The sequence below is a fragment of the Klebsiella planticola genome (assembly GCF_000783935.2).
GTDB lineage: Bacteria > Pseudomonadota > Gammaproteobacteria > Enterobacterales > Enterobacteriaceae > Klebsiella > Klebsiella planticola.
In genome coordinates this window covers 4,075,934-4,096,794 of sequence record NZ_CP026047.1, presented here as the reverse complement: position 1 = coordinate 4,096,794, position 20,861 = coordinate 4,075,934, and the positions used below count along the sequence as shown (strand labels likewise).

Annotated in this window: 22 protein-coding genes; 11 read left to right on the top strand and 11 right to left on the bottom strand. The window is 54.4% G+C overall.

What is annotated here, in order from left to right:
* Window positions 1–50: 50 nt before the first annotated feature.
* A complete protein-coding gene (locus tag MC50_RS29260) occupies window positions 51–227 on the bottom strand; it encodes a hypothetical protein (protein WP_164673304.1) in 177 nt (58 codons plus the stop codon).
* A gap of 208 nt (window positions 228–435) precedes the next feature.
* Between MC50_RS29260 and MC50_RS19750 the strand changes: the two genes are divergently transcribed.
* A complete protein-coding gene (locus MC50_RS19750) occupies window positions 436–1,386 on the top strand; it encodes an AraC family transcriptional regulator (protein ID WP_032695918.1) in 951 nt (316 codons plus the stop codon).
* A 48-nt stretch (window positions 1,387–1,434) separates the two neighbouring features.
* Here the strand turns inward: MC50_RS19750 and MC50_RS19745 are convergent, their stop codons facing one another.
* Together MC50_RS19745 and MC50_RS19740 are read right to left on the bottom strand one after the other, a co-directional pair.
* Complete coding sequence (locus MC50_RS19745; RefSeq protein ID WP_047664782.1) at window positions 1,435–2,490, bottom strand: NAD(P)-dependent alcohol dehydrogenase; 1,056 nt, start codon at window positions 2,488–2,490, stop codon at window positions 1,435–1,437.
* Window positions 2,491–3,069: 579 nt separating this feature from the next.
* A complete protein-coding gene (locus MC50_RS19740) occupies window positions 3,070–4,095 on the bottom strand; it encodes an alpha/beta hydrolase (protein WP_223306670.1) in 1,026 nt (341 codons plus the stop codon).
* Window positions 4,096–4,368: 273 nt separating this feature from the next.
* Here MC50_RS19740 and MC50_RS19735 point away from each other — a divergent pair, with 273 nt between their 5' ends.
* The 9 genes from MC50_RS19735 (at window position 4,369) to MC50_RS19695 (ending at window position 12,227) form a co-directional block, all read left to right on the top strand.
* Window positions 4,369–5,535 carry an aldo/keto reductase gene (locus MC50_RS19735; RefSeq protein ID WP_190306308.1) on the top strand — a complete coding sequence of 389 codons (1,167 nt, stop codon included), beginning with the start codon at window positions 4,369–4,371 and terminating at the stop codon, window positions 5,533–5,535.
* A 14-nt stretch (window positions 5,536–5,549) separates the two neighbouring features.
* The gene (locus MC50_RS19730) at window positions 5,550–6,230 is read left to right on the top strand and encodes a heavy metal response regulator transcription factor (RefSeq protein WP_032695915.1); all 681 of its coding nucleotides are present in this window, start codon (window positions 5,550–5,552) and stop codon (window positions 6,228–6,230) included.
* A gap of 15 nt (window positions 6,231–6,245) precedes the next feature.
* Window positions 6,246–7,715, top strand: a complete 1,470-nt coding sequence (locus tag MC50_RS19725; RefSeq protein ID WP_032695914.1) for a heavy metal sensor histidine kinase — start codon at window positions 6,246–6,248, stop codon at window positions 7,713–7,715.
* 64 nt (window positions 7,716–7,779) lie between these two features.
* Window positions 7,780–8,436 carry a flavodoxin gene (locus MC50_RS19720; RefSeq protein WP_080748449.1) on the top strand — a complete coding sequence of 219 codons (657 nt, stop codon included), beginning with the start codon at window positions 7,780–7,782 and terminating at the stop codon, window positions 8,434–8,436.
* A gap of 51 nt (window positions 8,437–8,487) precedes the next feature.
* Window positions 8,488–9,135, top strand: coding sequence for a DUF4405 domain-containing protein (locus MC50_RS19715; protein ID WP_052135820.1), 648 nt, complete (start codon window positions 8,488–8,490; stop codon window positions 9,133–9,135).
* Window positions 9,136–9,242: 107 nt separating this feature from the next.
* Window positions 9,243–9,722 carry a (R)-mandelonitrile lyase gene (locus tag MC50_RS19710; RefSeq protein ID WP_032688029.1) on the top strand — a complete coding sequence of 160 codons (480 nt, stop codon included), beginning with the start codon at window positions 9,243–9,245 and terminating at the stop codon, window positions 9,720–9,722.
* A complete protein-coding gene (locus MC50_RS19705) occupies window positions 9,700–10,461 on the top strand; it encodes a carboxymuconolactone decarboxylase family protein (RefSeq protein ID WP_032688031.1) in 762 nt (253 codons plus the stop codon). Before MC50_RS19710 ends, MC50_RS19705 begins: the two co-directional genes overlap by 23 nt.
* Window positions 10,462–10,470: 9 nt before the next feature.
* Window positions 10,471–11,055, top strand: coding sequence for a flavodoxin (locus MC50_RS19700; protein ID WP_047664778.1), 585 nt, complete (start codon window positions 10,471–10,473; stop codon window positions 11,053–11,055).
* Between the two features lie 107 nt (window positions 11,056–11,162).
* A complete protein-coding gene (locus MC50_RS19695; RefSeq protein WP_032688034.1) occupies window positions 11,163–12,227 on the top strand; it encodes an alpha/beta hydrolase in 1,065 nt (354 codons plus the stop codon).
* A gap of 189 nt (window positions 12,228–12,416) precedes the next feature.
* On the opposite strand, the gene MC50_RS19690 is transcribed toward MC50_RS19695, so the two are convergent.
* From MC50_RS19690 to MC50_RS19675, 4 genes are all read right to left on the bottom strand, one after another.
* Complete coding sequence (locus MC50_RS19690; protein ID WP_032688037.1) at window positions 12,417–13,244, bottom strand: aminoglycoside phosphotransferase family protein; 828 nt, start codon at window positions 13,242–13,244, stop codon at window positions 12,417–12,419.
* Between the two features lie 242 nt (window positions 13,245–13,486).
* Window positions 13,487–14,350 carry an efflux RND transporter periplasmic adaptor subunit gene (locus tag MC50_RS19685; protein WP_047664777.1) on the bottom strand — a complete coding sequence of 288 codons (864 nt, stop codon included), beginning with the start codon at window positions 14,348–14,350 and terminating at the stop codon, window positions 13,487–13,489.
* Entirely contained in the window at window positions 14,347–14,562 is a 216-nt protein-coding gene (locus MC50_RS19680; protein ID WP_004850424.1) for a DUF1656 domain-containing protein, read from the bottom strand. Before MC50_RS19680 ends, MC50_RS19685 begins: the two co-directional genes overlap by 4 nt.
* The gene (locus tag MC50_RS19675; protein ID WP_047664775.1) at window positions 14,552–16,591 is read right to left on the bottom strand and encodes an FUSC family protein; all 2,040 of its coding nucleotides are present in this window, start codon (window positions 16,589–16,591) and stop codon (window positions 14,552–14,554) included. The genes MC50_RS19680 and MC50_RS19675 overlap by 11 nt, the downstream gene beginning before the upstream one ends.
* Before the next feature lie 77 nt (window positions 16,592–16,668).
* Here MC50_RS19675 and MC50_RS19670 point away from each other — a divergent pair, with 77 nt between their 5' ends.
* Entirely contained in the window at window positions 16,669–17,463 is a 795-nt protein-coding gene (locus MC50_RS19670) for an AraC family transcriptional regulator (RefSeq protein ID WP_032688040.1), read from the top strand.
* 196 nt (window positions 17,464–17,659) lie between these two features.
* Here the strand turns inward: MC50_RS19670 and MC50_RS19665 are convergent, their stop codons facing one another.
* From MC50_RS19665 to MC50_RS19650, 4 genes are all read right to left on the bottom strand, one after another.
* Window positions 17,660–18,679 (bottom strand): NADP-dependent oxidoreductase, encoded by a 1,020-nt coding sequence (locus MC50_RS19665; protein ID WP_032700136.1) that lies wholly within the window; start codon window positions 18,677–18,679, stop codon window positions 17,660–17,662.
* The gene (locus MC50_RS19660) at window positions 18,676–19,086 is read right to left on the bottom strand and encodes a hypothetical protein (RefSeq protein WP_032700137.1); all 411 of its coding nucleotides are present in this window, start codon (window positions 19,084–19,086) and stop codon (window positions 18,676–18,678) included. Before MC50_RS19660 ends, MC50_RS19665 begins: the two co-directional genes overlap by 4 nt.
* A 2-nt stretch (window positions 19,087–19,088) precedes the next feature.
* Complete coding sequence (locus tag MC50_RS19655; protein ID WP_046852816.1) at window positions 19,089–19,907, bottom strand: oxidoreductase; 819 nt, start codon at window positions 19,905–19,907, stop codon at window positions 19,089–19,091.
* 132 nt (window positions 19,908–20,039) lie between these two features.
* A complete protein-coding gene (locus MC50_RS19650; protein ID WP_032700139.1) occupies window positions 20,040–20,822 on the bottom strand; it encodes an SDR family NAD(P)-dependent oxidoreductase in 783 nt (260 codons plus the stop codon).
* Window positions 20,823–20,861: the final 39 nt, after the last annotated feature.

Below are 20,861 nucleotides of genomic sequence, written 5' to 3'. Positions count from 1 at the left end.
CAAGGCAAAACGCGCATTGATACTCACGGTCTATTTCGGCTTGTTGATGCTTAAGTTTTCCCCGCGTCTTTCTCGAGGGCGTTACCGCCGCGTAGCATCGGCGTCGACTGGCGGCGGGCCGTCGCCGGTTTTGGCGGGTAGCGGCGGGTACGGCTATGGCAGGAAGCACGTCGCCATAGCCGCCGTGGCGCCCTCTTCCACGCCGATGTCGGCGGGCGCCACCACACTTCATGCCCTGCTGCAGATGATGACCGTCGCCCCCGGATCCCCAGATGGGCCAGCGCGGTTTTAACCTTTAGTGTGAATCTCAACGCAGGGAACACAGTCCGTTTGCGCAGCCTGTTGGTAAATAATATCGTGGGTGCCGACGCAACCAATTGTTCATCTGCCTTGCTGCCGATTAAAGCATCCATCACTCAGTTGAGGAGCCAGACCATGCCTGATAATCATCCGGACTCACAGCATATACGCTGGCAACAGGAAATGGCGTCACGACGTGGTGAGATCAGGGAGAAAATCAGAGCCTATACCGGACGGCGTGAACAGATTCTTTGCCCCTTTCCCGGCGTGAGCGTTGTGGAATTACACCGCCCGATGCCCCCCTACGCTTGTCTCTACCAGCCCAGCGTGTCGCTGATTCTTCAGGGGGAGAAGCGCGTCAGTCTGGGCGAAAAAACCTATGCCTATAATGAATCCCACTTTCTTCTGACCGCCGTCAATTTGCCGACCGTCGCCGAAGTGATGCAAGCCAGCGCTGAACAACCGTTTATCTCGCTGCTGCTCCAGCTGGACTTATCTCTCGCCCGGGAAGTGATGATCGACATGAAACAGTACGGCAATGACGCGGAATACAGAGATGAGGGAATGTCGCTCGGGCCGGCAGACGGCCCGCTGCTTGATGCGCTGCTACGCTATCTGAACGTCAACGAACATCCTCAGGATAAAGGCTACATGGGTAACCTCATTCAGCGCGAAATACTGTATCGCATTCTCACCAGCCCGGCGGGCAGGACCTTAAGAGAAACCGTATTGACCGGCTCCAGCGGGCAACGGATATCCGTGGCCATGGACTGGCTACGCGATAACTATGCGCAGCCGTTAAAGGTCGAAGCGCTGGCGCGGATTGCCGGTATGGGCGTCTCCACGCTGCACCACCATTTTCGCCGCATGACGAACATGAGCCCACTGCAGTACCAGAAGCAGCTACGGCTTCTTGCAGCCAGACGGTTGTTATTGTCGCAAGATGCGGATGCCTCGACGGCGGCGATAAGCGTAGGGTATGAAAGCGTCAGCCAGTTCCACCGTGAGTACAAGCGTCAGTTTGGTATCACGCCGATCGGCGATAAAGCCCTGTCGCTGGCGGCCTGGACAGGGCGCCCCTACTGAAGATCAGCGTACAGGCTGACACCGGTTCGCCGATGTCAGCCGTCCTTATCAGGCCGACAGCGAGGCCATATCAATCACGAAACGGTACTTCACCTCTCCCCGCTCCATGCGTTCAAATGCCTGGTTAATCTGCTGTATCGGGATGATCTCGCACTCCGGGTAAACCCCTTTCTGCGCGCAGAAATTCAGCATCTCCTGGGTTTGCGCAATGCCGCCGGAAGGTGAGCCGGTAATGCGGCGGCGCCCCAGGATTAGCGGTAAGGTGCTGAAACCCTCCATATTCCCCAGATTGCCAACAATCACCAGCGCCCCTTCGATATCCAGCAATGGCACGTACGCAGAGAGATCGTGCCGGGTGGGGATCGTGTCAATAATCACGTCGAACGAGGAGCCTGCCCGCTGCATATCCTCTGCTGATGTCGACAGTAAAACATGTTTCGCCCCCAGCTCATGCGCCTCCTGAGCTTTTGCCGCACTACGGGTAATCACGGTGACCGTAGCGCCCAGCGCCTCTGCCAGACGTACGGCAAGATGCCCCAGGCCACCGATGCCAATCACCCCGACGCGTGAGCCCGGCCCCACATTCCAGGTGCGCAGCGGGGAGTAAACGGTAATACCGGCGCACAAGAGCGGCGCGGCGCGGGAAGGATCGAGCGCTTCCGGTAGATTTAAGACAAACTCTTCTCGTACCACGATATGTTTCGCATAGCCGCCATAGGTTATCTCACCTGAAATGCGATCGCGGCCGTTGTAGGTCACCGTCGGAAATTCGCGGCACATCTGCTCTTCGTGTCGACGGCACTGATCGCACTCCTGGCAGCTGTCGACTATCGTCCCGACGGCCACCATTTGCCCGACCTGATAGCGGTTCACTTCACTGCCAACCTCAGTCACCCGGCCAATAATTTCGTGCCCGGGAACGCAGGGGTAAACGGTCGCCCCCCACTCTTTCCAGTCATCCCGGGTTTGATGCAGATCGCTGTGGCACACCCCGGACCACAGGATCTCAATCGCCACATCATTCCTGCGCAAGGCGCGTCGTTCAAAGCTGAAGGGAACCAGCGGAGTGGTGGCATTAAGTGCGGCATAACCCATCGTTTTCATAGCTGCTCCTGTTGTGCATTAACCTTGCTGAACTGTAGCGGCCAGATGCACAACCCGGTGAGCCCGATCCTGCCTGATGACTGCCTATTACTCTTGAGCCGTGAATATCCGTTCGCGGGAAGATATCGCCGGGCTTATCTCCTGCGACGATATGCAGGGACCTGGCTGAGTAGCGCCGATGGCGGGCGCGTATGGCGCTTCACGCGCAATGTAGCCGGGAACATCGCAGGAAATAAGAGCGGGAAGAAAGGCGCTGGCCGAGTGGCTTTTTTTAACCCCAGTCAATGGTGACGGAGTTGTGAACTGATTTGATCCTCCGCCTGAAAGCCATCCGAAGTGAATGATTCACTCGCTCGAGAACCAGCCTGTCACCTCAGGTTCATCGTTTTCATTCCCTGCTCCGGATCAGGTCTATGAATTCCATTCATAGCGCCTATTTAATCAGCGTAATTATCTTTAACCGCATCTTCGTTAATCTGGGGATATCGGCTGAAGACACAATATGAAATACAGCAGGAAAGTAGCTACCGCTGATGAGAGTACCCCAGCCTGCGCGGCTGGGGCGTCATCGGAGGCTAACTAAATATGCTTATCGAAGAAGACGTCTAATTTTTGCATTGCCTGGTCAACGTATTTAGGCACCCAATACGTTTCAATATGGGTAGCGCCATCGATCAAGAACAGTTCTTTATCCTTCGTACCGCTGGCTTTCGCAAACGCATCTTCAGTCATATAGAGCGTATCGGCTTTTGTACCGGCAATCATCAGCAGCGGTTTATTGATGAGATTGATATGGTCCGTTACGTCAAAGCTCATCAAATCCAGAAGGCTGCTGGTGGTGTATTTAAACGTGGAGTTCGGGTGCGCGTGGGTTTTCCAGTAGTACTCGTAGCCCTGGCGATACAAGGCAAAAGGTAATTTAGCAATCTGTTCATCAGTCAGGTTGGCATCGCCGGAGTAAAGCACTTCGCCTCCGGCTGCTTCCTGAGCGCGAGCGTCAGAAGCCTGCTGAAGCCGCTGCTGGATAGTCTCCAGCTGTGAATCCTGCATACCGTTGCGGCGCACAAGACCTGAATTAAACATGCTGATAGTTGCAATCGATTTGAACCGTTTGTCCGTCTCGGCGGCAACCAGTGAATACCCGCCGCCACCGCAAATGCCAAGCAGGCCAAGGCGGGAAGTATCAACCCCGGGATACTGGCTGATGTAATCCGCCATACCGTGGATATCCTCGATACGATTTGCCGGTTTATCCACGCTGCGAGGCATCCCACCGCTGGCGCCCTGATACGCGGCGTCGGCGGTAATCGTGATGTAGCCCTGCTCAGCGAGACGCTGGGCATACAACCCGGCGACCTGTTCTTTTACACCGCCATTAGGATGTGCGACTACCACGGCAGGGTATTTTTTGGCGGGATCGTAGTTAGCTGGCGTATAGACGTTGGCAGCAATCTGGATGCCGTGCAGATCGTATTTCACCGGATGAATATTGACCTTGCCTTTGACGTTCTCAGTAATGGCACCGTCATAGGCCAGTGTGAATGGATTTTTCTTGTAATCAGCCGCATTGACTGAGGTCACTCCGGCCATTGCCGTGAGTAGCATGGCACTGATAAGCGTGAATTTCATGGTCTCTCCCGATGAGTGTCGGCCTGGTTATACAGGCTCGCGAAATTAAATATGCAGCCTCAGGTTAGGGAGAACAGGCTGTCAGCTGCGTGACCGAGAAATAACATTTTTGTCAGGAAGCGGCCGGGATGGGGAAGTGTTCCTGACAGCGCTGTCAGGTAAGCGTCAGCTTTATGTTGGCTAGCAAGGAGCAGAATGATCTCGCTTAAAGGAGATTCATGTTCAATTTTCTGAGAAACGGAGCGATCAATGAAAAGCCAGAATGCCCCAACAATGCCAGAGCGGCGCAAGCTATTAGTCGCCGGGGCGGGTATTGCCGCCGCCTCGCTGATTCCCCACGTATCGGCGGCGAGCCAATCCTCTCAGGTCGATTCATCCAGACAATCCAGCCAACGCAATGCTGCTCCGGGTAAGCGTAAACTCGGGAAGCTGGAAGTTTCTGCCGTCGGTCTGGGCGTGCAGAACATGAGTCGCAAATACGACACGTCCGTTCCCTGGCGTCCCGAGATGATCAATGTTATCCACCGGGCATTTGATGAAGGTGTGACGTTCTTCGATGCCGCCGAAGCCTACGGCCCGTTTGAAGTCGAAAAAATTCTCGGAGAAGGCGTCGCCCCGTTCAGGGACAAAATCGTTATCGCCACCAAGTTTGGCTGGAACATTGACCAGCAGACGGGTAAGCGTCTGCCGGGCCTTAACAGCAGGCCGGAGCATATCAGGCAGGTCGTCGACAATATGCTCAAACGCCTGCGTACCGATCGCATCGACTTACTGTATCAACACCGTGTTGATCCGCAGATCCCGATCGAAGATGTCGCCGGTGTGGTGAAAGATTTAATGGATCAAGGAAAAGTCCTGCACTGGGGTCTGTCTGAAATGGGTATCAACACGTTGAGACGCGCCCACGCAGCATTACCCGTGACCGCCGTACAAAGTGAATACTCCATGCTCTGGCGCGGCCCTGAGAAACAGGTGCTTCCGGTGTGTGAAGAGCTGGGCATTGGGTTCGTGCCATGGAGTCCACTCGGCGTGCAATTTTTAACCGGCTGGATTGATGAGAATACCCGGTTCGCTACCGGTGATTTCCGCGCGACAGAAACGCGCTTCTCGCCTGATAACCTGCCACACAACTTACCGCTGGTTGAACTACTGAAATCCTGGGCAATAAGAAAAAATGCCGCGCCGGGACAGATTGCGCTGGCATGGCTCCTGGCCCGTAAACCCTGGATAGTTCCCATCCCTGGCACCACCAATAAAGACCATATGCGGCAAAACACAGCGGCTAGCGGCGTGTCGCTGACCGCCACGGAGATGACCGAGCTCACTCGCTCACTGGATACCATCACTATTCAGGGTCAACGTCTGCCGGATGCCGTGCAGGTTTATTCCGATGTTGAAGCACCGTTGCAAAGTTAAGAGGAAATCCCGTTATGCGCCTGTTGTTAGTCGAAGATGAAGAAAAAACGTCAACCTATCTCAACCGTGCGCTGGGTGAGTCCGGATTTACGGTCGATATCTCCGCCGATGGCGCGGAAGGCCTTCATTACGCGCTGGAGTTCGATTATGACGCCATCATTCTTGATGTGATGCTGCCGGGGATGGATGGCTACCGGGTACTCGAGGGGGTGCGAGCCGTCAAACAGACGCCGGTGCTGATGCTCTCGGCACGGGGATCGGTCGACGAACGGGTCAAAGGGCTTCGCCTTGGCGCTGATGATTATCTCCCGAAACCCTTTTCGCTTATTGAACTGGTGGCGCGTATTCAGGCCCTGGTGCGGCGCCGGGCTGTGGATGGCGCAGACATCACCCAGCTGCACATTCACGATCTGCATCTCGACTTACTGGCTCGCCGGGTATTTCGCGCCGGAACGCGACTGGAACTGACCGCGAAAGAGTTTTCCCTGTTGAGCCTTCTCTCCCGCCATCAGGGAGAAATTCTGTCAAAGATGATGATTGCTGAGCAGATATGGGACATGAATTTTGACAGCGATGCCAACGTGGTTGAAGTCGCCATTAAACGTCTGCGCGCCAAAGTGGATGCCCCGTTCGACATTAAGCTGCTTCATACCGTCCGTGGCATGGGGTACGTCCTTGAAGTCCGCGCTGAATAAATGAAGGGGATAAGCATGCTTAAGCGCTCCATCTCAGTCCACCTGGCGCTGATGTTTGCCCTGTCCGCGCTGCTGATTGTTTCCGTTATCGGTATCCTGCTAAGAAGCTCCCTGCATGACTCTCTGCAAAAGCAGATGCACAATGAGCTGTTGTTCCGGGAATCATTGATGAGTCCATGGATCACCGCCCGCACCTCGGCTGACGGCTGGTCGACGCTGGCCAGTAAATTTACTCTGTTAACCAATTCTGAAGGTGAGCGCGTTCGCTACTGGATAGTGAGCGATGACCCGCGCTTTAGTATAGGGGGAACGCCGCCGCTGGGAGTGCAGTGGCCCGTTTTACAAGAGGGGTTTAATCGCGTGCCCGGCGCATCGGAAGGCGCATGTTCACTGTTCCTGTTAGTCAAAACCATCCCCGCCAACGGTGAAAGGCCGGAGCTGCGCTACGTGGTTGCCATCGACTCCACGCCGTATATGGGCACTCTGAATGCCTTCACGCGTACGCTGCTGATTATTGCCGCCCTGGGCGTAGCGATCGTCGCCCTGCTGGGATATGTCGTTTCAAGGATTGGTCTGCGCCCGGTGGGGATGCTCAGTAAACAGGCACAACATCTCGCGCCGGTGGACCATGGCCAACGCCTGAATACCCGCGCATTGCCCGAAGAGCTACAGCAGTTAGCCTCATCTTTTAACGGCGTATTAGCGCGTCAGGAAGTCGCCTGGCGACAGCTTGAAAGCTTTAACGCCGATGTCGCCCATGAACTCCGCACACCGCTGACGAACCTGATTGGTCAGACGCAACTGGGTCTCTCACGCCGACGCTCGCCTGATGAGCTGGAAGAGTTACTGGGTTCAAATCTCGAGGAGCTGGAGCGAATGACGTCTATCGTGAACGACATGCTGTTCCTGTCCCATGCCCATGCGGGTGAACATGCTTCCCAGCTTACGCAGGTGTCCCTGCGGGAAGAAACCCTGAAAACCGCGGAGTATGTTGAGCCCTCTTTTGCAGAAAAACAGCTTTCTCTGGATGTTGAGGGCGATGTCACCGCGCACATCGACCGGCGGCTGTTCCACCGCTCGCTGGCCAATTTACTGGAAAACAGCGCAAGACACTCCCCCTCCACTAGCACGGTTACGGTGCGCCTAAGCGAAAAAAACAATCAAGCCTGTGTGGCAGTTTCTAACCCTGGCGATGCGATAGCACCAGAGCACTTACATCGGCTTTTTGAACGGTTTTATCGTGTCGACACCTCCCGGGCCAGGAGTGATACCCATCATGGGCTGGGCCTGTCGATCGTGCGTGCCGTTGCCATTATGCACCGGGGAGATGTCTTTGCCCGCAGTGAAGGTGGCATCAATACCTTTGGGCTGACGTTTGCTAAACAGCCTGACGCTATCCGAACAGAGGGACTGATTTCAGAGACAAAATCGGGACGCCAACGCGCTAAACCTGCTGACGAAATTGTCAGAGAGCCGTCAGTCTGATGTCAGGCTACTTGCGCCAGAATCACCGCTCAGACTCACCACTGCTGATTGAAGGAAGGAAACAGTGAGAATAAACAAGTTATTTAGCGGGTTTCTGGCGATAATTGTCACGGGGCTTCTGGGACAGCCCGCGTTCGCAGCAGAGAATTCATCCGCTCAGTCCCGCACGCTGATTATCTACTTTTCACAACCCGAGGAAATGAAACCTGATGCGGCGGATGGTTTTTCCGGGGCCAGCGTATTACAAAAAAATACCCCAGAGACCGGCAGCACGCAGTTTATTGCGCAGCTGGTTCAGAAACAGACTCACGGCGACCTGTTTCGCCTTGAAACAACCAGCGCCTACCCTCGCCAACATGATGCGCTTTTACGCATTGCCGAAAAGGAGCAGCAAACTCAAGCCAGGCCCGCGCTAAAAACGCCGCTCCCCGCTCTCAGCGATTACGACACCATTTACGTCGGCTATCCCATCTGGTGGTATACCATGCCAATGGTGATATATAGCCTTTTTGAGCAAAATAACTTTGCCGGTAAAACGGTCATCCCCTTTACCACCCATGGTGGCAGCCGGTTAGCCGACTCCCTACGAGAAATTGCCCGCATGCAGCCGCAGGCCAAATTAGTCACTCGCGCGCTCTCGATCTCGCGCAACGATATTTCAGATCCTGACGTACCCGCGCAAGTTGAGCAATGGGTAAAACAAGTCCAGCCGCAGCGTTAAGCCATCGACATGAAGAAAATTTATATTTTTCAGGTGATGCAGGATACGCTAATGACGTTACTTCTGCTGGTGCTGATGGGGTTTCATCTTCAGGATGAAATCGTGCATGAATGGGCGGGGATTATTTTTTCACTGCTCATCATGTTGCATTTATATCTTAACAGACATCGCTTGTGGTCATTGTCGGCGAAAATGCCTTTAACCATGCGGATAATTAACAGAGTCATTAATGCTGTGACATTCGCTGTTATCCTGACCGCTATTGTCTCTGGCATGATGCTGTCCCGACATATCCTTCTGGACCTGCCGTTCCACAACCCGGCAAGCTGGGTCAGAAAAGTACACATGACGTCGGTCCACTGGGGAATGCTCATTCTGGCGCTGCATATCGGGTTGCACTGGAAAATGCTGGCAACCTTTTTCTGTCGGCTCCTGAACATCGCCGACGACTCACGCTTTGCAAATGTCATTATGCCGGGGATTTTTTCGCTCATCGCACTACTGGGTTTATACTGGCTTCTGAATCTGAACTATCTCAACTATTTGTTGATGAAGGTTGATTTCTCCTTTTTCGATTACGACGAATCCCCCCTTCTGTTTTATTTACGCTATCTGGCTATTATTATTTTATTTTCATTAATGACACGCTTTTTGCTTTGGTGCCTTATTTTTAGACAGTACAAAGCGCTGTCACCATAATTGGGGTTAACTGACAGAATTGTCAGGGGGTCGTCAGCCTGACGACATGTCACCCTTATTACAATCATTGCAGGCCATCCCCCTCATTGTAGATAAGGACGCTTTGCATGATCGGACATTTACGTTACCTCGGGCTGTTACTGCCCCTCTTCACCTTTTCATCCTCGGCAGCGGAGCAAAATCCCGCTGTCCAAATCGCCCCCGCCGGAAGCCAGAATGCGGTGTATGGGCCAGCGGAGAATTTTACCGGTCGCGTCAGGGTTGATCCTCTTTTCAAACCTGATAACGAAATTAGCGTTTCCGGGGCTTATGTCACCTTTGAACCGGGAGCCCGCTCCGCCTGGCATACGCATCCGGCAGGTCAGCGGCTGATCGTGACCTCGGGTGTTGGGCTCACCCAACAAGCAGGTCAGCCGGTGCAGGTCATCCGCACGGGTGACGTTGTCTCTTGCCCGGCGGGCGTCAAACACTGGCACGGGGCTGCCCCCGGTAGCGCAATGACGCATCTGGCGATTACCGGGATTGTGGATGGCAAAAGCGTTAACTGGATGGAGAAAGTGACAGATGAACAATACCACGCCCATTAAGACATTAACGGCAGCGCTACTGCTGACCTTTGGTTTTGGTCTCACGGCACATGCTGCGCCCGTCAATAAAGGAGCCTCAGAAATGAACCAGCCATCAACCGTTTCAGATACGCTGTCAGCTCGCCAGCAGGCCATCCCGTTGATCGCGGCATCGATGGCCAGCAGTCAGATGGACAAGCTGAATGCGGCACTGAATCAGGGGCTTGACGCCGGGCTCACGATAAACGAAGCCAAAGAGATTCTCGTCCAGCTCTATGCCTACACCGGCTTCCCTCGTAGCCTGAATGCACTTAGCGAACTGATGAAGGTCATCGAAGCACGCAAACAACGTGGCATCGAAGACGTTGAGGGTAAAGAGCCTGTCGCCCCCGTCCCCACCGGGGAGGAACTTCGCCGGGTCGGGACCGCGAACCAGACCAAAATCTCAGGCGCGCCCGTCCAGGGGCCGCTGTTTGATTTTGCGCCGGTCATTAATCAGTTTCTGCAAACGCATCTGTTCGGCGACATTTTCGCCCGCGATAACCTCGACTGGCAGAGCCGCGAGCTGGCAACGGTTGGCGCATTAGCGGCCACGCCGGGCGTTGAAGCCCAGCTGCTATCGCATACGCGAGCCAGCATGCGGGTCGGCCTGACCGCCGCGCAGCTGCGCCAGCTGGCACAGGTTCTGCGTGAGCATGGCGAAAGTGATGCGGCTACGCGAGCGGAAAAGGCGCTGCAACAGGCGCTCGCAAACCATTAGGAGTTGGCTATGGAGCATGATCCCCACCGCAGAATGTTAATCACCGCACTTGCCGGGCTGACGCTGGCGAACGTCTCCCTGGCATCGGCAGCCACCGGAAACGCGAACGTGCAGGGTAAAAGCCGTGTTCTGGTGGCGTACTTTTCCCGCAGCGGAAATACACGGGTGATTGCCGGCGTCATTCACCGCAACCTGAATACCGATCTGTTTGAAATTGAACCGGCTACGCCTTATCCGGAAGACTATTTCCAGACCGTGGAACAGGCGAAAAATGAGCGTGAGCGAGGCGTAAAACCCGCCTTAAAAAATCGCGTCGCAGATATCTCACGCTACGAGACCGTGTATTTAGGTTTTCCCATCTGGGGGACCAGCGTGCCGCCTGTAGTGCAGGCATTTCTCAGCAGCCATAACCTTGCGGGCAAATTACTGATCCCCTTCATTACTCACGGCGGCTACGGTAAAGGAGACAGCGACGACATCCTTACCAGCCTGGCCCCAACAGCCCGTCGGGAAAAACCGCTGGTCATTGAATGCGACCAGGAGCGAAGAACCACAGAAACGGTCAACAGCTGGTTAGAAACCCTACGCGGCTAATCGTCCGCATTTATGAGTCGGACAAATAGGGGCAATCAAGGCTGCTAAATAATTCACTCCGGCCATTCAGATATGATTGAACGGCAAACATAACCGAGGATGTCATTTTGAAGACAATAGTAAAAACGCTGGCCATCTGCGTGATGGCGAGTGGCCTGGTGGCTCAGTCGGTATACGCCGGGCCGCTGGTCATTCAGGAACAGGGAAGCTTTTCTGCTGGTGGCACTATCATCACCGCTCCAGGAACATTTGACGCGAAAAAGCCGCTGGATTCAGCTGGCCAAACCTATCATGGCGATCATGCCTCCGTGTTCTACCAAATTCCGGAGAATCCGCATAAATACCCTATTGTCATGCTGCACGGCGCAGGTCAGTTCTCCCGCACCTGGGAAAGCACCCCGGATGGTCGTGAAGGGTTCCAGAACATATTCCTGCGTCGTGGATTCTCAACTTATCTTGTCGATCAGCCGCGTCGGGGCAGCGCCGGGCGCACGACTGTAGAAGGTACGGTTACGCCAAAACCGGATGAACAGATGTGGTTTAATCAGTTCCGCGTTGGCGTGTGGCCAGAGTATTTTAAAGGCGTTCAGTTCTCTCACGACAAAGAAGCCCTGAATCAGTATTTCCGTCAGATGACCCCGAATACCGGGCCGTTTGATATCAACGTTATCTCTGATGCAATGTCCGCCGTCGTGGATAAATCCGGCCCGGCTATCCTCTTCACCCACTCTCAGGGTGGCGGGCCGGGCTGGTACACGGCGATGAAAAACGACAAGGTCAAAGCTATTGTCGCCTTCGAGCCTGGCAGCAGCTTTGTCTTCCCGGAAAAAGAACTCCCTGTCCCTATGCCAAGTGCGTTCGACACGCTGAAGGGTGAGCCTGTGCCGATGCAACAGTTTATGGCGCTGACTAAAATCCCGATTCTGATTATTTACGGCGATAACATCCCGGATAAACCTGTCGCCATGCCCGCGCAGGACAGCTGGCGCGTACGCCTGGCGATGGCTCGTGAGTGGCGTGACGTGGTGAACAAGCATGGCGGGGATGTCACTGTGACGCATCTGCCTGAGACAGGTATCAAAGGTAATACCCACTTCCCGTTCTCTGACCTCAACAATGTGCAGATTGCTGATTTAGTGAGTCAGTTCCTGAAGGAAAAAGATCTGCAATAACAAGAGGGGGTATTGAGCCTTTATTATTGAGGGCTCAATACACACATCAGAATTAAAAAATGGACAACTTTTGGTGGAAAGGTGTTGAACGTGACGGCCGACCTTGAGCAAAGAGCGGGCTTTCAGATTGTCATTGAACAGCAAATGAGAAGTGGGATGGTGACTCAGCTGCCCGGCGTTGCCAGCATCTCATACGCTCAGTTCAGCAATAGCCAACTCAGCAATTTCAACCTGGACTGAAATACGATCATTGCATTCGAGCGACCATGCCGCTGAGAGCCCGCACCATGCAATTATCCACTGCAGAAGTCGCTCTCTATTGATTCCCGACATCTCTGTGACGATCTCAAGTCGCTGTTTAAAAATACCCGGTACTCTTGCAACATAATGCTCAGGATTACCAAGATCCGGATTGGTGAAAATATTAGCAAAGTCGAATCCTCGTTCGCCTTGTAGCCCTTTGGGATCAATGGCCAGCCAACCAGATGATGCGAAATCAAGCACGTTATCGTGATGCAAGTCACCATGTAATACAACGACGTCTTGCGCAGAGGAGAGCAGTTCCTGGGAGATCTCTGCGCACTGCGCCAGAATACCTCCATGCGCAAGGGCTGCGGGTTTTAGCGAAGAAAACCAGCGATGGAGAGGTGTAAGGTTTGGCAAGGGTTTATCTGACTTGCGGTGAAGCCTGTTCGCAGTTGCACACAAAATATGACAGGCTTCATTGTCTTGACCATTTCTGGACATCATTGACAGTGCTGCCGTTCCCGTAGCGCGAGCGAGTAGAATAGCTTCTTTTTCATAAGCAAGAACCTGCGCTGCACCGTTACCTTCCCACCATGCCATCAGTGAGTTCCCGGTTTGCTCATCCGCATCATCAGTCACTTTCAGCATAGCCTTAATACCCTGCGTTGCTGTTTTTACCGGGAGCAAGGTTGATGTATGCGTTATAAATTTCTCGCCATCCGGAATGAGTAACCAACGATTTAACCAAAAACTTAACGTGTCTGTATCCATCGATATTCCTTTAAAATCCTTATTGCCGCCGGGCGTGCTGAGGCATACATCCGAACTATATTAACCTATGGATCCCGATATTCCCTGAAGTTGTACTGTGGATTGAGAACGTCCATTTCTGGCACAAAGCAGGGACCTGGCAAGCTGCTGTATCAGAACGGTTGCTCACGCTCTATTTATCGCGGCTGGAGTCACGCAAACCGCTCTTCCACAATGCCCGCCGTCAGGACGGTTAAAAACTTTTAAGGCATAATAGAAACGCTGGCGGATAACCCTGCAACCAGTTCAATTCCCTCCGGTATCTTATCTAACTGGATACGTACAGGTACTCGCTGCGCAAGTCGTACCCAGCTGAAGGTGGGATTGACATCCGGCAGCCCAAGCCCGCCCGTCTCGTCATTGCTATCATCGATTCCCCGGCCGATACTCTCCACATGCCCCGTGATGGGCGGCTCGAACCCCATCAGCGAAATTTGTGCGGCGTTCCCGATACGAATATGACGCAGTTTGGTCTCTTCAAAATAACCCACCACCCAGAAACTGTGCGCATCGACAACGGCGACCTTTGTCTCTCCCACCGTGGCGTAGTCGCCTGGGCGAAGTCGAAGATGCGTGACGTAGCCGGCAACCGGTGCGCGCACGGTAGCATGAGATAAATTAAGCTGCGCCAGTTCCAGCGCAGCCATCGCCCCCTGATAATTGGCCGCCGCGACGCGTGCTGCACTGCCTGTTTGCTGGATGTCCTCGCCGGAGATGACCCCTTTAATGAGCGCTCGTCGCCTGGCCGCATCCTGGCGCATCAGCATCTCATGACGTTTTGCTTCAACGTCGGCCTGCGCGCTGAGCACGGCCAGCGTCAGCCAGCGCGGGTCGATAGCATAAAGCACGTCGCCCTGGTTAACCCACTGATTATCCCGGACAGCCACGCGGCTCACCGGCCCGGAAACATCCGGCGCAATCTGCACCACATCTGCCCTAACCCGTCCATCGCGAGTCCAGGGCGTCTGCGCATACTGTTTCCAGAAAATAAACGCCACGCAAGTCGCCACCGCCACTGCGATTAACGTCAGCGCGTAACGACCGAGCAAACAGAGTAAAGGTTTCATGCGAATAACCCCAGTGTGGTCAGGCCCTGCAAAAGCAGGAAAAAGGTCACGATATAGGTTGAGACATCAAGCAACGGGCGTAAGGGCAAACGCCGGTAAAGTCTGCTGAACGAAAAAAGCGGCACGAGTAACAGCGTACAGACCAGAGCGATAAGCGCGGTCAGCAGCAGCCCGGGGATAAAAACACCGCCGATATTGATGTCATTTATCATGAGTAGGTTCCTTGTTCTGTGTCCGTAGCGCGCAGTGCAGATCAACCAGCCGGTCGACAAACTGGCATGACTGTTCATTTGTCGCGGGCAAGCAGAGAGCTGCCATTACGGCAAGACGCTCGCGTAAGACGGCGGTTTCCGTTGTACCGGTCAGATGATAAAGCACCTCGTTGATCTCGCTGCCTGCGGGCGTATCGCAACGGCGCAAGCGCATCACACAGAGACCAATGCGCAGAAAGTGTACCAGGCTCTCAAGCGCCCGTGCGGATGACGGCCCGCTGCGCGGCAAGCGTGGCAGCAACAGCGCGGCCCGGTCGATCATCAGATTGGTCCAGTGCGTTTCATCGCCTTTAAACACGCCGTTCACGCTGCGGCGAATATCGCGTTGGCAAAGTTTTAGCAGGCGGTTTATTGCCGCGTCCGCCTGCACGGTTTGCAGCAGACTCATGCCGATAACCGCAAAGCCGGTCGCGAAAAACAGAGCGATAGCGGTGTTGGCCGCATCGGCGAAGTCGCCGCTGTAGCGTGCGCCCAGTTCGCATAGCACAGGCAGCGTCAGGGTAATCCCCATCGCCATAAAAGTCGTGGGCGGCCGCGCCTGCAGTGACCCGGCAAGCAGATAGACCGGGGCAAGCGCCGCCACCAGCACCGGGAAATCGCTGAGCGGGGGAAGCAGCGCGAAGCTGTAGATAAGGCTTATCAATACGCCCCAGATGGAGCCGATAATGTATTTGACAATATGCGGGGCCGGCGTATCGAAACTGCCAAACAGCGTGCAGCAAACCCCAAGAATCGAGACCGCCGTGCCGCCGTCGGGCCAGGCGGAGTAAATCCATAGCAGACAGCCGCCCAGAATGATGACAAAAGCGCCCAGCGCCGTTCGGGCGGCACTGAGGGCATCGCGATGGAAAACATACCCTTTCGCCGCATGATCTTCTGCCTGAATGGGGGCGGATTTGGCGTGATGGATGGCATCCGAAAGACGCTCACACTGTTGCAGGAGGGTCATCAACTCAACGATATAGCGTAAGAAATTCACCCGCAGCGCCTCCTCAAACGTCAGCGCCTGCGCAGCGTGCCGCTGTGCTAACTGCGCGCTGCGTTGTTGAAGCGCATCCGCTGTTTTTTTGCGTTTCCCGGTATCGTCACAGGTCAACCAGGCCTGAACATCATCCAGCAGCGTCTGTATATCGGCGGGCATCTCCGCGATCGCCTGTAAACGATCGCATAATTCGCCGTTGACAATAACTAACCGCGCCAGCCTGTCATGGAGCGCTTTCCTGGCCTGGCGGACCGGAACCGAAAGCGCAAAATCATACGGGATGTGGTGGCTGACGCCCTGCAGGAACTGTAGCGCCAGCGCCAGATGCAGCGGTTCTGACTGCGCGTTGGACTTGCCCGCCAGAGTGTCGGCAATCCGCTGACGCGTGGCCTGCAGCGTCTGCGCTAATTTGCTGTTAAACAGCCCTGATATCCGGGTAGGCAAAATATACCGGTGAATCAGCGCGGCGCAGACGATGCCGATGGTTATCTCCTGTAGCCGAATGATGGCGATGTTAAACACCGTGCCGGGGTCAGAGACGGCAGGAAAACCAATCAGGCTTGCGGTATAACCGGCCAGTACAAAGGCATAGGCGCGGGGCGTGCGTTCAAGCAGGGATAAATAGAGGCAGAAGCTGATCCAGCCTGCCAGAATCACGCTGCATAAAATCGGCGTATTCACAAACGTGGGCACAATCAACACCGTGGCCCCCGCGCCGGCCACGGTCCCTGCCAGGCGATATAGACTCCTGCTCAAAGACGCGCCCACCGAGGTTTGCGAAACGATATAGACGGTGATGATGGCCCATGAGGGCCGTTCAAGGCCAATCGCCAGGGCAATGTAATACGCGAGCATCGCGGCGACAAAACTCCTGACGGAATAGAGCAGCGCATGGGCGTCGCTCAGCAGCGCGGGTGAGGCTATGCGGCCTGACCAACGGCTTATCGCGTGCAAAGCACGACTATGATGGGGAGTGAATTTGCTCATGCCGGGAATTATTCCCGCTTTGCGCTTGTCCTTAAATACTCTATTCTGTCAAAAAATACCTAAATGTTGCCAATGAGATGCCATCCAGACTTGCCCATACCCTGTTTGATCCCGATAGCACGCCGAGCCCGGCCGTCGCGCGGCATATTGATTTCGTTGATTATGCAGCAGAAGTGCCGGTTCATACGCACCGCAAGGGGCAACTGATTGTTGCCCTGTATGGGGCAGTGATTTGTCGCGCGGAAAACGATATCTGGATAGTGCCGCCGGATTGCGCGGTGTGGATCCCCGGCGGGATCCCCCATAGCGCCAAAGCGACCTGGAATGCGCATCTCAACTATTTGTTTATTGAACCCGGCGCCGCCGCGCTGCCGGAAAAATGTTGCACGCTGGCAATTTCTCCGCTGATTAAACAGTTAGTTGACCGCTTAACGAATGAGGGGGTTGATTACGTAGCGGAGAGCCATGCTGGCAGGCTGATCAGAGTGACGCTCGATGAACTGGCCACCATGCCGCAGCAGCAATTGAGTCTGCCGGTTTCGGCACACCCTAAGATCCGCGCCATGGCTGATGCGCTGGTCAGCCACCCGGAGGATCGCAGCACGTTTAAAGCCTGGGCGAAACGGCTGGCGCTCAGCGAGCGTTCATTAGCACGCCTGATGCTGCGCGAAACCGGGCTGACCTTCGGGCGCTGGCGTCAGCAACTGCATTTGATTATTGCCCTTCGGGAGCTGGCAAGTGGGGTATCGGTGCAAAATGTCGCGGCTAATCTGGGGTATGAGTCGGTAAATGCGTTTATCACCATGTTCAGAAAAACGATGGGTAGCACGCCCGCGCACTATTTTGCCGGTCGAAGAACGGCAGCTCCCTGAGTGACGCGCAGGCTGGATACGGCGGTGCCATGTCCGCGTCTGGCACGGAGCGGACGAGCAGGCTGGGCTGAAGGTCCGCTATGAGCGAGGAGCGGATATGCCGCCCCTCTTCCATGAGGCAGCGGATTTAGTTCCTGAGGCAACAGACTTCAGCAATTGTCTATTTATCGTGGGCAGACGCAAACAGCAGTTGTTGTTATTCTTGTATCTTAACGACAACTTTGCCCTTCGCATGTCCCCCAGCAAGATAGTCAAGAGCATCCTTTGTCGCTGCAAAGGGAAAAACCTTGTCGATCACAGGGATGATGTGTTCCGCTTCTGTGAGTTTGCTTATTTGAGTTAATTGAGCGCCATCAGGTCGAACGAAGAGAAATGAATAGGTCAGGCCCCGTTTTTTCGTAAGACGTATAATCTTACGGCTCATCAGCCCGAACACAAAACGCAGTAAGAAGTTCAATCCCCGGGCCTGTGCGAACGCGGCATCTAACGGCCCGATGAGAGAAATAATCTTTCCGCCAGGTTTAAGAATTTGAGTGGACTTTTCAATCACATCCCCCCTGAGGGTACCCAGAACAATATCGTAGCCACTCAGCACGTTATCGAACGCCTGCTTTTTATAATCAATCACCTCATCGGCCCCAAGACGGCTTACCCAGTCAACATTCTCTGTACTCGTTGTCGTTCCCACGTTTGCGCCCAGGTGCTTCGCCAGCTGGATGGCAAAGCTGCCAATGCCTCCGGAACCAGCGGGTATAAAAACGTTCTGACCAGGCCTGAGCCCGGCACGTTCTGTCAGCGCCTGCCAGGACGTGAGGCTCACCATCGGTAACGAAGCCGCTTCTACGAAACTCAGATTTGCGGGTTTCAGGGCCGCAGCGTTTTCAGGGACTCGTGCAAATTCGGCAAGGGAGCCTGTTCCCGTATCGAAAATACTGGCAAAAATTTCGTCACCCGGGATAAAACGGGTTACACGAGCCCCCACTGCAACGACGACCCCGGCCAAATCACTGCCCAGCGTCGCAGGGAGTTTAAAATGCAATACCGGCTTAAACATTCCGGTTGGGATCATGTTGTCAATCGGATTAAGGCCAACCGCGTGTACCTTCACCAGGATTTCATCAGCGCCGGGGGAAGGAAAATCCACGACATCGAATCCCAGCTCAGGGGATTTACCATAACGTTTAAACGTAAAGGCTTCCATCGTTCTGCTTTTCATTTGTTCTTTATCCTTTGGTATTTGCCAGTAACATTTTTCGCAGGGGCCCTGTTGCTGAGTAAAAAGGCGGCGCCCAGCAACAGCTCGATTAACACGGCAAAAAGGATCTGCCCGCTGACATGCCCTTCGCGCCATTCAGCGATGCCCAGCACGGCTGAAATAATCGCTATCGTGCTGATACCCGCGGCCAGAGCATAACGGGTCGGGGAAGGCCCGGCATTTCTGGCCAGGAAACACATAACGCTTATTCCTGCAAAGAATGCGGCCGCGCGGCGACAAATAACGTCGGTACCCGGTGTTGGCTCAATGCCCCATTGCGTTAAAAGCTGCTCCGGGAAAAACATCCATACCGTGGCCAGGATGAAAAACAACACTGCAGTCAGAACAGCCAGTTGAGAAAATTTCATTTTTACTCCTTTGCATCCAGCTGAAGACTTTTACGCACGACCTTATCCAGGAATGAAGCAGGCGCGAACCTGAGGAGAAAATTCAATTTACCGGCCAGCGTTCCCGCCGTGTAGCGCACTTTTGGATGTAAAGCCTGAGCGGCTTTAACCACCACGTCACCTACTATCTCAGGGCTTTCCGCTTCGGCCATTGCCTTGCTAAGCACTTTCGCCAGCTTAGCCCGGATCAGGTCATACTCTTCAAGCCTGGCGTCCGGCTCTATAGTATTGGCTTCAAACTGTGTTTTCATGTAAGCAGGTTCGATGACAGAAACCCGGATACCCTGCGTGCGTAATTCATGATCCAGTGCCCCCGTATACCCCTCAACCGCATACTTACTGGCAGCATAAAGTGCCACATACGGAAACGGAACGACCCCAAGTATCGAGCCGATGTTAATAATGCGCCCACTGCCCTGGCGGCGCATGTGAGGGATCACCGCCCGGGTCAACCTGACGATGCCCAAAAAGTTGGTGTCGAACATATGCCTGGCCTGTTCGACAGAACTTTCTTCCGCCGCCGCCGGAGCGATCCCAAAGCCTGCATTATTCACCAGAAGATCTATCCGCCCCTCCAGACGCAGCAACTCCTCAATGGCGGCCCCGACAGAAGCGTCGTCCGTCACATCAAGCGCCAGTAACGGAAACGGATGCTTTCCCGCCAGGGCGCCACGCCGGCTTGTGCCATATACCGTATACCCCGCCGCTAAAAGTTTAATTGCCGACGCTTCGCCAATACCTGAGGACGCGCCGGTAACCAACGCTACTCGTTTTTTTGTCATGCTGAATAAGGCCTTCATGATTTGTTTGAGGTTTCTCATCGCTGCTGAGAGGAAACGCTATAAGGGATTTATATCGGGTTTACTTCTCTGCAGAACAGCCGGAAGACCGTTCTGCAGAGTGCACCTCATCGACTAAAGTGCTTTATATCGTGCGGCAGCTTCATCTTGCTTGATGTCAGAAAGCAGAGCCTGACGCGAAGCATCGAGGGTGTCCCAGCGTGAAGCATTATGTAACGGCGGGATGGTGACGAGCTCACGGCGATCAAAGCCAACCAGTGCGGCATCCACCAACTCGCCCACTTCCATGAATTTTGCCGAGTTACTGATATCGATACCCGCACGGTCCCAAATTTCTGTGTAAGTGCCGGCAGGGAGCACCGCCTGGATATAAATGCCCTTAGACGACAGCTCTACATTCATTCCCTGGGACAGGAAAAGCACAAAGGCTTTGGTTGCGCCGTAAACCGTCATGGCAAATTCCGGGGCCAGGCCTACGACGGAACTGATATTAACGATCGAGCCTTCACCCGCCTGCACAAACCGTGGCGCCACGGCACTGGCCAGTCTGGTCAGGGCAGTGACGTTAAGCGCGATAAGGCTTTCTATCGATTCAGGCGTCTGCTCTGTAAAACTGCCAGACTGCGCGATACCCGCGTTATTGATAAGAATGCCAATCTGCGTGTCTTCACGCAGGCGGGCTTCGACCTGGGCTAAATCACTCGCTTGCGTGAGGTCGGCAGGCAAAACATCGACAGAAATGCCATTTTCCTGTCGCAGACGATCGGCCAGTATTTCTAACTTCGCTTTGTCACGTGCAACCAGAACAAGGTCGTGACCCCGGCGGGCAAACCGTTCAGCGTAGACAGCACCAATACCCGTGGAGGCACCTGTAATGAGAACTGAAACTTTAGTCATGTTGATCTTCTTTAATAATGTGTAAACAGAATTCGCACT